This is a genomic window from Kitasatospora sp. NPDC094016, from assembly GCF_040304045.1.
Taxonomy (GTDB): domain Bacteria; phylum Actinomycetota; class Actinomycetes; order Streptomycetales; family Streptomycetaceae; genus Kitasatospora.
The window spans coordinates 43,434-56,915 of record NZ_JBEOUK010000001.1; the positions used below are offsets into that span (position 1 = coordinate 43,434).

Below are 13,482 nucleotides of genomic sequence, written 5' to 3' on the forward strand. Positions count from 1 at the left end.
TCGGTGCGCGGGTCCGCCCGTCCGCCCGTCCGCCGGTGTGCCGGTCCGTCGGCGCGCGGCGCCGGTTCAGCCCGCCAGCGGTATCGGTACCACCTGCCCGCCCCCGATGGCCTGCAGCTCCACCGCGGCCTCCCGCTGGGACAGTTCGCTCCACGCCCAGCTCGCGAGGTCGGACAGCTCCGCCGACCACTGCTTGCCGTAGGTGCCGGAGGCGACCTGGCCGAGCCGCAGCCGCTGGACGTCCGAGGTCCCGGCCGGTGGGTAGACGTGGGTGGCGTCGCGCAGGTAGCGCTCGATGCTGAACTCGGCCTGGAGGCCCCGGGCGGCGTGGATCTCCATGGCGTTGCGCGCGGAGTCCAGCGCGTACTCGGTGTTGATGAGTTTGGCGTTCATCAGCTCGGCGTCGCAGGCCTTGCCGTGGTCGAGCAGGTGCGAGGCGTGGTAGGCGGCCAGCTTGGCCGTCATCAGCCTGGACTGCATCTCGCCGAGCTTCAGCGCGATGTTGGGCAGGCGGTTGATCGGCTTGCCGTAGAGCACCCGTTCCTCGGCGAAGCGCGCGGTGTCCTCGACGATCGCGGTGTGGATCCCGAGCGCGACGGCGGCGAGGTTGAGCCGGCCGTAGAGGGTGGAGGAGGAGTAGGCGACGTCCAGGCCCTGGCCCTCCAGGCCCAGCCGGTTGCCGACGGGGATGCGGCAGTCCTCGAAGACGATCTCGCCGAAGCTGAAGCCGTGCAGGCCGCTCTGCGAGCCGAGTTCGCCGACCCGGAAGCCGGGGCGCTCGCTCTCGACCAGGAACGCGGACAGGCCCCTGCTGCCCTCGCCGGTGCGGAAGACCACGCCGTGCACGTCGCCGATGTGGGAGTTGCCGACGAACCACTTGCGACCGTTGAGCACGTACTGGTCGCCCTCGCGGCGGGCGGTGCCGGACATGCCGAGCACGTGGCCGCCGCACTCCGGCTCCGTGACGGCGATGGTCGGCAGCGACTCGCCGGAGGCGAACCTCGGCAGCCACTTGCGCCGCTGGACGTCCGAGCCGAAGTGGATGACCTTGGCGACGCCGAGCTGTGAGGCCTGCGCCACCGCGCCCATGGCGCCGCTGACCCGGGCGAGTTCCTCCACGATGACGGTCTTGGCGAGGTGCCCCAGTCCCAGTCCGCCGAATTCGCGCGGAATGGTCACCCCGATCCAGCCCCGCCGGGCGATCTCCCGCGACAGTTCGAACTCGACGGTCCGTTCGGCCTCCATTCGGGCCACGTGCGGGCGTACCTCCTTCTCCGCGAACTCCCGGACCTCCGCTCGGAGACTCTCGTGGCGCTCGTCGGTGAAGTAGTCCATCGCCATGCTGGGGTCCTCTCGTGTCAGTGGATGTGCCGTGCCTCCGTCCGTGCTGTCGAAGTCGCTCCAGCCGCTCCCCGGAGATGAGTGGGGGTTCGAGGTGGTGGCGGCCGACTGCCCCGTCGCAATCGGTGCATGCGGAACTCGGGGCGTCCTCCCAGGGGTTGGGAATGCCGCCCGTGTCTTCGGCAGGGCTCATTGTCGTATGGGCCTCCTGTGCTGACCCAGAGTCGATCTTGAATTGGCGGAAATCGGCCCGTCCTTACGCTGGGGAGTTTTGCCATGGCTCTGAGTGGGAAGTGATCTTGACCCGCTGCGGCAACCTGCTGAGCGGCCGCTCACATGCGGCTTTGACTGTCCATCAGCAACGGTGATGAGCCGGACCGGGAGCACCGAACCGCCCGGATGTCTGATTACATGTGCGCCATGACTGATGTGATGAGCACTCAAGGCCAGTTCCCGGGTGCCGCCGGGGAGTCCGAGCGGACCCGCAGGCTGCGCAGCCTTGGTCTCAACGAACCGTCCGCGGACGAGGCCTTCGACCGCTTCGCCCACCTGGCCGCCAGCATCACCCGCGCTCCCATCGCGATGGTCAACTTCATCAACGACGAGCGCCAGATGTTCCGGGGGCTCTACATTCCGCCAAACTCGAACGACGTCGCGGTCGACGAAGGCGCTTCCTGGGCTGATCGGGGCATCGCCTTCGACCTTCCCACCCGTCAGATGCCGCTGAGTCACGGTTTCTGCCCGCACGTCGTCGCCCAGCGCTCCCCCCTCGCGCTCGACGACATCCTCGCCTACCCCCGGTTCTCCGGAAACCCGGTCGTCGACGAACTGGGCGTGCGCGCCTACCTCGGCGCCCCGCTCGTCGACGACACCAACACCGTCATCGGCACCGTGTGCGTCCTCGACCGGGAACCCCGGCAGTGGGGGCGCGAGCGGCTGCGCGACATCCAGCACCTCGCCGAGGCGCTGCTCTCCGAGATCCGGCTGCGCGACAACCTGCTCGCCCAGCAGCAGGAGATGTTCGCCGCCTTCGACGGCTCCCCGTTCCCCATCATGCTGACCGACGGCCCCGGTCAGGAGATCCGCTACGCCAACGCCCAGCACGCCGACACCTTCGGCGCCCCGGTGGCGTACGGCGCGATCGGCCTGGCCTACCCGCAGCTCGGCGCCGCCGGCCTCCAGCAGGCCATCGTCGAGGCCTACCACACCGGGCGCAGCACCGCCCTCAACGACGTCCGGATCCAGTCAGGCCGCCCCGACGCCCAGCGCGGCCAGCAGGTGTTCAGCTTCACCTGCACCCCGCTGCGGGCCGCGCGCACCGGCCAGGTCAACGGTGTCCTCACCGTCGGCATGGACGTCACCGCGCAGTCCCGCACGGAGGAGGAACTCGGCACGCTGGCCGCCCTGCTGGTCGACCGGCTCCAACAGAACGGCGCCACCCCCGTCGGCCGCCCGGGCATCGCCGGGGAGTCCGGACTCGTCCTGCCGAACTGAGCCGCCGACCCGCCGCCCGCGTGCGGCGTCGCCGTCCCCCTCCGCACCACCGCTCTCCGATCCGCACCACCGCGCACTACCCACCACCGTGGCGGGGCGCCTCTCACCCCCGAGGAGAGGCTCCCCGCCACGGTGCCGTCCGGGAGGCGGGACCGAGCGGGTGAACCGTCCCCGCCCGCACCCCGGCCGTGACCCGCCCGGCGGCCGCCGATGGTAGGCATGGGCCGCATGGACTGGTTCGCCGCCCCTGACTACTGGCTGAGCCGACTGCTCGTCCAACGCCTGCTCGCCGGCCTCTACCTGATCGGATTCCTCGCCGCCGCCGCACAGTTCCGCGCCCTCATCGGCAGCGACGGCATGCTGCCGGTGCCCCGCTTCACCGCCCGGGTCCCCTTCCGCCACGCGCCCGGCCTGTTCCACCTGCACTACAGCGACCGCTTCTTCGCCGCCGTCGCCTGGAGCGGCGCCGCGCTCGCCGCCGCCGTGACCGCCGGACTCGGTGACGTCGTCCCGCTCTGGGCGTCCGTCCTGCTGTGGGCGGTGCTCTGGGGGCTCTACCTCTCGATCGTCAACGTCGGACAGACCTGGTACTCCTTCGGCTGGGAGTCGCTGCTGCTCGAAGCGGGCTTCCTCGCCGCCTTCCTCGGCAACGCCGACACCGCGCCGCCCACCCTGGTGCTCTGGCTGATGCGCTGGCTGGTCTTCCGGGTCGAGTTCGGCGCCGGACTGATCAAACTGCGCGGTGACCGCTGCTGGCGCGACCTCACCTGCCTGCGCTACCACCACGAGACCCAGCCCATGCCCGGGCCGCTCAGCTGGTTCTTCCACCACCTGCCCGACCCGCTGCACCGCGTCGAGGTCGCCGCCAACCACTTCGTCCAACTCGTCGTCCCCGTCGGGCTCCTCCTCCCGCAGCCGGTCGCGAGCTACGCCGCCTGCGCCGTCATCGCCACCCAGCTGTGGCTGATCGCCTCGGGCAACTTCGCCTGGCTCAACTGGCTCACGATCACGCTCGCCCTCGCCGCCGTCGACCCGGCCCGCATCGGACTGCCCGTCCACGCCCGCGTCCACCCCGCCGCGCCCGTCTGGTTCGAGGCGCTGGTGATCGCCCTGACCGCGGCCGTCGCCGTCCTGAGCTACTGGCCGGTCCGCAACCTCGTCTCGCGCCGCCAGGCCATGAACCGCTCCTTCAACCGGCTGCACCTCGTCAACACCTACGGCGCCTTCGGCAGCATCAGCCGCGTCCGCCAGGAGGTCGTCGTCGAAGGCACCGACGAACCGACCCTCACCCCGCACACCGTCTGGCACGAGTACGGCTTCAAGGGCAAACCCGGCGACGTGCGCCGCCTCCCGCGCCAGTACGCCCCCTACCACCTGCGGCTCGACTGGCTGATGTGGTTCGCCGGCATCTCACCCGCCTACGCCCGCCCCTGGTTCCTGCCCTTCGTCGCCCGCCTGCTCGCCGGCGATCCCGCCACCCTCCGCCTGCTGCGCCACAACCCCTTTCCCGGCGCCCCGCCGACCCACGTCCGGGCGACCCTCTACCTCTACCGGTTCACCAGTTGGCGCGAACTGCGGGAAACCGGCGCATGGTGGCACCGCACCGCGCTCCACGAGTACCTCGCGCCGGTCGACCTCACCTCTCTCGGCCACGCCGGATACCGCCCACCCCTCGGCCGACGGCTCCGCGCCGTCCCGCTGGACCGGCCGCGGCGGCCCGGGGCCCGCCCGGGGACCCCGCCCGTCCGGCCCGACGGCCGTGGGCCCCAGTACCCGTCCGGCCCAACGTCCCACCACCCGTGCGGCCCTCCCGGGTAGCGGCCAGGCGGGGGGTATGGCACACGACACCGGCCCGTCGGGCGGTGGGTGCGTGCAAGGCTCGAACGGGCACCCGTATTCTGGGCGTCCACAACCGGCGGCCCGCCCGCGCGCCCCCCAGCCCCGCCCCCGGGGCACCCCGCGCAACCGGTCCGCCGCCCCCTCGCCGCCAGCCCCGCCGTCGTCGCCCAGAACCGGACCTCACATGACAGTGCTTCACTCGCGCAACGCCGACGCAGCCGACCCGGCGGACGTCGCCGACGCCGCAGACGTCAAGGACCCCCAGGACGCCAAGGCCACCACGGCGGAGACCGACCTCCGCGAGGACCTCGGCCGCTACGCCGAACTCGGGGCCTTCACCCTCACCGCCGACACCCACGCCTGGTACGCGGCAGTCGACACCGTCGCCACCCCCGAGGACGCCCGGGCCGCCTCCACCGCCCTCGCCGAACTGCGCGGCCGCGACCTCCGCCAGACGTGGGACGCCGTCACCGTCCTCGCCGCCGACGCCAAGCTCGACGAACCCGACACCATCGCCAAGGCCGCACTCCTCGTCGAGATGCTCCAGCGCGTCCACCGCACCTCCGCCACCCTCACCACCGCCGCCTACGACGCCGACCTCGGCGCCCTCGCCGCCGCCACCGCCGACGGCACCTGGCGCCGCGAGAACGGCGTCAAGCTCTCCTGGCTGCGCGCCCGCTCCCTGCGCAAGCAGGCCACGGCCCTCGCCACCGACCGCCGCATCCGCCGCGAGGACCTGCACGAGGCACTCGCCTCCGCCGAGGTCGAGCGCCGCGCCTGGGCCGCCCTCGCCCCCGCCGGCACCCTGCCGGTCGTCCCCGCCGACGGCGCCCTGGTCGAGCGGACCGCCCAGGCCTTCGAGGCGATCAACACCGGACTGCGCGGCCTCGCCCGGCTGCTCCCCGACCACGACCTCGACGGGCTGGCCTTCGCCGAGCTCGTCGACCTCGTCGAGCGGCTCGCGGCGGACGAGGGCACGCTCTACCGCCTGCCCACCATCCGCGGGCTGCGCACCACCCTGGAGGAAGCCGGCCTCGGCGACCTGCTCACCGAACTCGCCGCCGCCCGGGCCGACCGCCGTGCCGCCGAAGCCGCGTTCGCCGCTCGCCAGGCCCTGGCCGGCGGCCAGCGCGACGGGCTCGCGGGGGAGGGCAGCGCCGTCGAGGCTCCGGCTTCGGCTTCGGGCGAGGAGACGGTGACCGACGCGGACGCGGACGCGGACTCGGGCGAGGCTGAGGTCGTGGTCGAGACGGCCGAGGCAACCGAGGAAGAGGTGACGGAGGAAGCCCAGGCCGCTGTCGTGGTCTCCCTCCCGGCGCCGTCCCCGGCCGCCGACGACCTGGTGGCCGCCGCGACCGCCGCCCTGGCGGAGGTCGCGGAACCCACGGAGGCCGAGGCCGCCGTCGAGGTTTCCGCCGTCGAGGCCGAGGCCGCCGTCGAGGTCGAGCTTGCGGAGGAGACGCCGGTCCTGGAGGAAGAGCCCGTCGGTGAGTCGGAGGCGGTCGTGGAGGCTGCGGAGCCGGAGACGGTTTCCGGGGTCGATGTGGTCGAGGCTCCGGTGGCCGAGGTCGAGCCGATCGTTGAGCCTGCCGTTGTCGTGGAGCCGGTGGCTGAGGTCGAGGCCGTCGAAGAGGCGCCCGCCGTCGCCGTCGCCGTCGGTGAGTCGGAGGCGGTCGTGGAGGCTGCGGAGCCGGAGACGGTTTCCGGGGTCGATGTGGTCGAGGCTCCGGTGGCCGAGGTCGAGCCGATCGTTGAGCCTGCCGTTGTCGTGGAGCCGGTGGTCGAGGTCGAGGCCGTCGAAGAGGCACCCGCCGTCGCCGTCGTGGAGTCGGTTGAAGCGACCGACGCCATTGAGGACGTGCAGCCGGTGGCTGAGGTTGAGGTCGTCGAGGAGGCGCCCGCCATCGTCGTCGCGGAGCCGGAGGCGGTCGAGGAGGCTGCGGAGCCCGAGACGATTGCCGAGGTCGAGGCGGTCGAGGTTCCCGTGGCAGAGGCCGCCGAGCCGGTGGCCGAGGTCGAGGTCGTCGACGAGACGCCTGCCGTTGTCGCGGAGCCGGTGGCTGAGGTCGAGGTCGTCGAGGATGCGCCCGCCGCCGTTGCGGAGCCGGTTGCCGAGGTCGTCAAGGTCGTCGAGGCCGAGGTCGTCGAGGTCGCGCCCGCCGTCGAGTCCGCTCCCGTTGCCGCCGGTCGGCCCGAGAAGCCGGACTTCACGCCCGGCCGGCCCGTGACCGCCTACTCGGCCGACGAGCTGCTCGCCGTCGTCCGGTGGGTGGACGGTGACGGTGTGGAGCGTACGGCGGACGAACTGCTGCGGGCGGCGATGAAGGAGCTGGGCTTCGCCCGCCTCGGGCCGCGGATCAAGGAGGCGCTGGGCGCCGCCGTCACCGCCGCGCGGGGCTGACGTACCAGCGGGGAACCACGGCGAAGGGCCCGGGACGCGAGATCGCGTTCCGGGCCCTTCCGCTGTTTCGCGCGGGTTCGGGGGCGGGGGTTGTCAGCCGGTCTTGGTCCACGGCTGGCCGGTCATCAGCGCCTTGACGTTGGCCACGTACCCCGGGTTGGGGATGACGAGGTTGCCGACGACCTGGCCGGTGGCCGGGTCGGTGACGGCGTTGTAGTGCACGTTGCCCGCTCCGGCGTTGTACGCGGAGATGACGAGGTCGAGCAGCGGCGTCTTGCCGGTGGCCGGGTCGGGGGAGAGGTCGTACTTGCCGTCGAAGGAGGAGTCGCCGTAGTAGGCGACCAGCCAGTCGAGCAGCTGGGTGCCGAGCTGGACGTTCCCGGGGAGGGTCTTCGCGTCGGAGGTGGTGCCGAACTTGCTGTTCATCCAGCTGATCGTGTTCGGCATGATCTGCATGGTGCCGATCCCGCCGTCGCAGGCGAGGATGCCGGACTGCCAGCCGCTCTCCTGCCAGGCGATCGCCTTGACCAGGTTGACGGGCAGCGGCGGGAGCTTGTCGGTGCCGCCGCTGCTGAGGTTGAGCGTGCGGGCCTGGCCGGCGGCGGTGGCGAGGGCGGCGCCGACGGCCTCCTTGGGCTCGTCGGGCTGGGGCTTGCTGGGCTGGCAGCTGCTCTGCAGCGGTGGGACGTGCGGGGTCGGCGGCGCGGGCGGCGGCGGGGGCGCGACCGGGCCGGGCTTGGCGACGGGCACGGGGGCCACGACGGCGGGCTTGGTGACCGGGGGCGCTGTGGTGGGCGCGGCGGGCGGGTTGCTCGGCGCGCCGGGCTTGGTGGTGGCCGGGGCCGGGGCCGGCGTGGTCGGGGCGGGCTTGCTGGACTTGCTCGCGGACGGGGTCGGGCTGTGGGAGGCACTGGCCGTCGGGGAGGCGGTCGGCGTCGGGGTGGCGGTCGCGGACGGGCTCGCGCTCGGCGTCTCGGCCGGTGTTCCGGTGGCGGCGACCGCGGTGGTGTCCGGCGAGCTGTTCTGGTGGTTGTCGGCGTGCTTGGTGCCGCAGCCGGCCAGGACGGCCGTCGAGACCGCCGCAGCCGACACCATGACCAGTGCTCTCCGGGATGCGTTCACTGCCACTGTGGTTCCCCCCACTCGTCACCGGCGGGCCCGGTGAGTGGCGGTCATCCTACGATGTGCTGTTCGTGCCCCCTGTGAACGGGTGGTCCAACGCGTGCGCGAGGACCGTGGGCGCCGTCACCAGGGACGGTCCGTACCAGGTCAGGTGGCGTCCGCTGACCAGCGCCGCCGGGACGCCGGGGAACGCCTCGGGGCCGTCCTGTGCCGTGAAGCGGTACGGCTCGTCCGGGAGGACCACCAACTCGGGTCGGCAGGCGAGCAGTTCGGGCAGCGGGACGGCTGGGTAGCGCTCGGCGTGCCCGGCGTGGACGAGCCGGAGGCCGAGGCGGCGCAGCAGGTCCCCGGCGAAGGTGTCGCGGCCCAGGACCATCCACGGGCGGCGCCAGACCGGAACGATCGCCCGCGGGCCGTCCGGCGGGCGCCGGACCGGGGCCCACGCTGCCTCGGCCCGGTCCAGCCAGTCCGGGCGCGGAAGCGCGCAGGCGGCGGTGAGCAGCCGGTCGAGCGAGCGGAACGCGTCGTCCAGGGTGCGGATGTCGGTGACCCAGACCGGCAGGCCGGCCGCCCGCAGCGCGTCTAGGTCGGGGCGCCGGTTCTCCTCGTCGTTGGCGAGGACGAGGTCCGGGGCGAGGGCGAGGATGCCCGGCACGTCCGGGTTCTTGGTGCCGCCGATCCTGGTGACCGCCAGGTCGGCCGGGTGGCTGCACCAGTCGGTGGCGCCGACCAGCAGCCCGGGGGCGGTGGCGGCGACCGCCTCGGTCAGCGACGGCACCAACGACACCACCCGGCGCGGCGGGAGCGGGCCGAGCCGGACGGGCAGGTCGAGATCGTCCCGCAGGACGGTGGGGTCGGCCATCCGGCCACCCTACGCCGGGGGTTCGCGGACGGGCAGCCGACGGACGGCGGATGGGTGAGGGGCGGACGGGCGGACGGGTGGGTGGCGGATGGCGGGTGGGCGGACGGCGGGTGAACGGGTGCCGGGCGGCGCGGAAAAACCCGGGAACCCCTCGGACGCTCCGGCCGACTACCTGATCCGGGTTCGCAGGACGGGCCCCGAGCACGATCACCGACCAGGAGAATTGTCATGCGCCCTCGCGTTGTCTGCGGAATCGCGGCCGCCGTCGCCCTGTTCGCCACGGCCTGCGGAAGCGGCGCCGGAAGCAGCACCGGAAACGGCGGCGGGGGAGGCGGAGAGCGCGGCACGGCCGGCGCCGCCCAGACCGCCCCGGCCGGCGGCTACCCCGTCAAGGTGGCCGACTGCGCGGACCGGGAGACCACCATCGCCAAGGCTCCCGCCAAGATCGTCACCAGCAACGCCGCCGCCCTGGAGATACTGCTCCAACTCGGCGCGGGCGACCGGGTGATCGGCACCGGCTTCCCGCCCGGCAAGGGCACCCTCCCGCCGGCCCTGGCCGAACAGGGCGCCAAGGTGCCGGTGCTCGGCGACAAGATCATCCCCAAGGAGAAGCTGCTCGGCTCCGGCGCCGACCTCTACGTCGACACCTTCGGCGCGATGCCGATGATGGGCGGCGGCGCCACCGGGCCCAGCGAGGAGGAGTTCGCGGCGGCCGGCATCCAGCACGTCTACCTCCTCTCGACCGCCTGCGCCGGCACCCCCAAGGCCGCCAAGGCGCCGCGCACCGACCTGTCCGGGGTCGAGAACGACATCCGCCGCCTCGGCGCGGTCACCGGCACGGCCGCCCGTGCGGAGGAGCTCGTCACCGGGATGGAGAAGCAGATCGGCGAGGTGCGCACCGCCCTCGCCGGCGTCGCGGAGGCGCAGCGGCCCGGCTACTTCGTCTTCGACTTCGACGCCGGCACCAAGCAGCCGGTGGCGGTCTGCGGCCGGCAGGTCGCCAACGCGGTGATCACCCAGGCCGGCGCCCGCAACGTGTTCGCCGACTGCGACGCCGACTTCAAGCCCGGCTCCTGGGAGGACGTCGTCGCCAAGAACCCGGACTGGATCCAGCTCGCCGTCCGCAACCGGGGCAGCGAGGAGGCCACCCGCAAGGCCTTCGACGACGCCGAGGCGTTCCTGCGCGGCTTCCCCGCGACCCAGGGCCTGAAGGCCGTCCAGGAAGGCCACTTCGTGCGGCTCGGCTCCGAGGTCACCACCATCGCGGGCGTGCGCAACGCCGACGCCGTCCGGCAGATCGCCGCCACCGTCCACCCCGATCTCGTCAAGAACGGGCAGTAGACGGTGACGTCGGCCGTCTCCGTCGAACGGCGCGACGCGCCCCGCCCGGTCCGCACCCTGCGGGCCGGGCCGCTGGCCGTCGCGCTGACCGCCGCCCTGGTGCTCGCGTTGACCGCCGCCGTGTCGTTCGGCGCGGTGGACATCCCGCCCGGCGAGGTCTGGTCGGTGGTCGCCCACCACCTCACCGGGCGGGCCCCCGAACCCGGCACCCGCGACCTCATCGTCTGGCAGCTGCGCGTCCCGCGCGCCCTGCTGGCGGCGACGGTCGGGGCCGGGCTCGGCCTCGTCGGCACGGCCGTGCAGGCACTGGTCCGCAACCCGCTCGCCGACCCCTACCTGCTCGGCATCTCCTCCGGCGCCTCCCTCGGGGCGGTCGCCGCGATCGTCCTCGGCACCTCGCTCGGCCTCGACCTCGCCTTCGGCAGCGCGCTCGGCCTCACCGTCTCCCTGGCGGCCTTCGCCGGCGCGCTCGCCGCGTTCTCCCTGGTCTGGCTGGCGGCCCGGCGCGGCGGCGGCTTCTCCCCGCTGCGCCTGGTCCTCGCGGGCATCGCCATCGCCCAGTTCCTCGGCGGCATCACCAGCTACCTCGTCCTGCAGACCCGCGACGAGCAGCAGACCCGCGGCGTGCTGTTCTGGCTGATGGGCAGCCTGGGCGGCGCGGTCTGGGCCCAACTCGCCGTCCCCGCCGTCGCGGTGATGCTCGGGCTGGCCCTGCTCCAGGCCCGTGCCCGCGGACTCAACGCGATGCTCATGGGCGACGAGACGGCCGCCGGGCTCGGCGTGGACGTCACCCGGCTGCGCCGGGAGGTCTTCGTCGTCACCAGCGTGCTGACCGGCGTGCTGGTCGCGGTCTCCGGCGCGATCGGCTTCGTCGGACTGATGGTGCCGCACGTCTGCCGCCTGCTCGTCGGCGGCGACCACCGGCGCCTGCTGCCGCTGTCCGCGCTCACCGGCGCGCTGCTGCTGGTCGTGGTCGACACCGTGGCCCGCACCGCGCTGGACGGCCAGGAACTGCCGATCGGCGTGGTCACCGCCGTCCTCGGCGCCCCCACCCTGCTCTACCTGCTGGACCGACGACTGGAGCGCACGTGAGGATCGCCGTCGAGGACCTGAGCGTCACCCTGTCCGGGCGGGCGGTGGTGGCCGGCGTCCACCTGGTCGCCGAAGAGGGGGAGATCGCCGGCCTGGTCGGGCCCAACGGCAGCGGCAAGTCCAGCCTGCTGCGGACGGTCTACCGGCACCTGCGGCCGAGTGCCGGGCGGGTGCTGCTGGCCGGGCGAGACCTGGCCGGGCTGCGCCCCGCGCAGTCCGCCCGGCACATCGCCGCGCTGCCGCAGGAGCGGGGCGGGGACTTCGAGTTGAGCGTCCGTGAGGTGGTCGCGATGGGCCGCACCCCCTACAAGCGGTCGTTCGCGGCCGACGACGCCGAGGACCACCGGATCACCGCCGACGTGCTGGCGCGGGTCGGCATGGCGGACGCCGCCGACCGCCGTTTCGCCCAACTGTCCGGGGGCGAACGGCAACGGGTGCTGCTGGCCCGCGCGCTCGCCCAGCAGCCGGACGTCCTGGTGCTGGACGAGCCGACCAACCACCTGGACGTCCGCCACCAGGTCGAACTCCTCGCCCTGCTGCGGGACCAGCGCCGTACCACCCTGGTCGCGCTGCACGACCTCAACGCCGCCGCCTCCGTCTGCGATCGGCTGCACGTCCTGCACCGCGGCGCCCTGGTGGCCTCCGGGGCGCCGCGCGAGGTGCTGACCGCGGAGCTGCTGGCCGAGGTGTTCGGCGTCCGCGCGGCGGTGGTCGAACACCCGCTCACGGGCGACCCGTTGATCGCCTTCGACCACCGCACCCCGGCCGTCCCAGCCGCCCCGGCCTTGGTGGAGAGCGCCAGGGCCGGGGCGGATGCTGGTGGGGCCGGGGTCGAGGGGGTGCGGGCCGCCGAGGTGGGGCCCGCGCGTCAGAACGCCTCGTAGTGGCTCGGCCGGCCGTCGAGTTCGACCAGCCGGCCGCGCTGCGCGGCCTCCTCGCTGCGCAGCAACTCCCATTCACCGTCGGCGCGGTGGAGAACCGACGAGTGCCAGGGCGTCATCCAGGCGTCGGCGGCCTCCAGCAGCCGGATGCCGAACTTCGGCGCGCCTGCGGGCTGCGGGTGGATGGAGAGCCGGACCGACCGGGGGTGCTGCTCGGCGATCAACTCGCCCCAGGCTCGGCTGCGCTGGATCACCCCGTACGCGCGGCGACGGCAGTCGCGCTGCAGGGCGGAGCGGGTGCCGGTGAAGCCGACGGTGTCGTCGGTCAGGAAGCGCGTGATGCCGCGGTAGAGCCGCAGGGTCTCCTCGTCCGTCAGCACCAGCTCGCGCAACTCCTCGACGCTCGGCGCGTACTGGGCGTGCACCCGGGCGCGCTTGTCGTCGTACGGCAGGTCGCCGAGGACGTCCCGCAGGTCGAAGGTGGCGAGGTGGGCGAGGCCCTCACGGGCGATCATCGCCGTCAACTCGTCGGAGTACTCGTCGATGTGATCGTCGGGGACGTGGACGAGGTCGCCGAAGATGTGACCGTCCGAGCAGATCAGGATCCGTGCGCCGGGCTCGTAGTGCCCGCCGATCTCCGCGCAGAGCCCGTCGAGGAAGGTGAGCGACAGCCGTTCGCCCTCGTCGGGCAGGTGGCTGAGCACCTTCGCGGGGTTCGGCGACTTGCAGGGGAAGCCGGGCAGGGTGAACAGGATCGGGTCGCCTGCGGTGATGAAGTCCGTCAACTGGGCCAGCTGGAAGGGGAAATGCTCGGGATCGGCGTTCAGCCCCGGGTCGGATGCGCGGCGGTTCGGCAGGAGCAGGCCGAGGATCCGGGCGGCGAGCCGCGCGGCGTCCTGCGGGTGGGCGCCGACCCCGGTGTTCGCGGGCGCGGGCGTGGGCTCGGGCGCGGGCCCGGGTGTGGGTGTGGGCGCGGGCCCGGGTGCGGTGTGGTGGTGGCGGGCGGAAACGGTGCCGGCGGGCGGCATGGTGGTCCTCCGTGGAAGGTGGTGCGGGCGTGGAGCGGACGCCGGGCGGACGTCGGCGGCCGGTCGCGGCCGCGGGGTGTT

Annotated in this window: 10 protein-coding genes; 6 read left to right on the forward strand and 4 right to left on the reverse strand. The window is 73.5% G+C overall.

Annotated elements, in window-relative coordinates; all coding sequences use genetic code 11:
• Positions 1–66: 66 nt before the first annotated feature.
• A complete protein-coding gene (locus ABT015_RS00150) occupies positions 67–1,335 on the reverse strand; it encodes an acyl-CoA dehydrogenase family protein (RefSeq protein ID WP_350875654.1) in 1,269 nt (422 codons plus the stop codon).
• A 426-nt stretch (positions 1,336–1,761) separates the two neighbouring features.
• Between ABT015_RS00150 and ABT015_RS00155 the strand changes: the two genes are divergently transcribed.
• The 3 genes from ABT015_RS00155 to ABT015_RS00165 all read left to right on the forward strand — a co-directional run bounded on the left by ABT015_RS00155 (position 1,762) and on the right by ABT015_RS00165 (position 7,075).
• Positions 1,762–2,835 (forward strand): GAF domain-containing protein, encoded by a 1,074-nt coding sequence (locus tag ABT015_RS00155; RefSeq protein ID WP_350874990.1) that lies wholly within the window; start codon positions 1,762–1,764, stop codon positions 2,833–2,835.
• Positions 2,836–3,063: 228 nt separating this feature from the next.
• Positions 3,064–4,653: a lipase maturation factor family protein gene (locus ABT015_RS00160; protein ID WP_350875656.1), complete on the forward strand. Its 1,590-nt coding sequence runs from the start codon at positions 3,064–3,066 to the stop codon at positions 4,651–4,653.
• A gap of 205 nt (positions 4,654–4,858) precedes the next feature.
• Entirely contained in the window at positions 4,859–7,075 is a 2,217-nt protein-coding gene (locus ABT015_RS00165; protein ID WP_350874993.1) for a hypothetical protein, read from the forward strand.
• Between the two features lie 93 nt (positions 7,076–7,168).
• On the opposite strand, the gene ABT015_RS00170 is transcribed toward ABT015_RS00165, so the two are convergent.
• Positions 7,169–8,170, reverse strand: coding sequence for a transglycosylase SLT domain-containing protein (locus ABT015_RS00170; protein WP_350874995.1), 1,002 nt, complete (start codon positions 8,168–8,170; stop codon positions 7,169–7,171).
• An 82-nt stretch (positions 8,171–8,252) separates the two neighbouring features.
• Positions 8,253–9,059, reverse strand: a complete 807-nt coding sequence (locus ABT015_RS00175) for a helical backbone metal receptor (protein WP_350874997.1) — start codon at positions 9,057–9,059, stop codon at positions 8,253–8,255.
• Between the two features lie 228 nt (positions 9,060–9,287).
• Between ABT015_RS00175 and ABT015_RS00180 the strand changes: the two genes are divergently transcribed.
• Genes ABT015_RS00180 through ABT015_RS00190 form a run of 3 tightly spaced genes read left to right on the forward strand, consistent with a single transcriptional unit; the run spans position 9,288 to position 12,376 of the window.
• Positions 9,288–10,400 (forward strand): ABC transporter substrate-binding protein, encoded by a 1,113-nt coding sequence (locus ABT015_RS00180; RefSeq protein WP_350874999.1) that lies wholly within the window; start codon positions 9,288–9,290, stop codon positions 10,398–10,400.
• A gap of 3 nt (positions 10,401–10,403) precedes the next feature.
• Entirely contained in the window at positions 10,404–11,492 is a 1,089-nt protein-coding gene (locus ABT015_RS00185) for a FecCD family ABC transporter permease (RefSeq protein WP_350875001.1), read from the forward strand.
• On the forward strand, positions 11,489–12,376 hold the full coding sequence (locus ABT015_RS00190; RefSeq protein WP_350875003.1) for an ABC transporter ATP-binding protein: 888 nt from the start codon (positions 11,489–11,491) through the stop codon (positions 12,374–12,376). Before ABT015_RS00185 ends, ABT015_RS00190 begins: the two co-directional genes overlap by 4 nt.
• Here ABT015_RS00190 and ABT015_RS00195 read toward each other — a convergent pair.
• Complete coding sequence (locus ABT015_RS00195) at positions 12,361–13,401, reverse strand: L-tyrosine/L-tryptophan isonitrile synthase family protein (RefSeq protein ID WP_350875005.1); 1,041 nt, start codon at positions 13,399–13,401, stop codon at positions 12,361–12,363. The two genes, ABT015_RS00190 and ABT015_RS00195, sit on opposite strands and share 16 nt — an antisense overlap.
• Positions 13,402–13,482 lie beyond the last annotated feature (81 nt).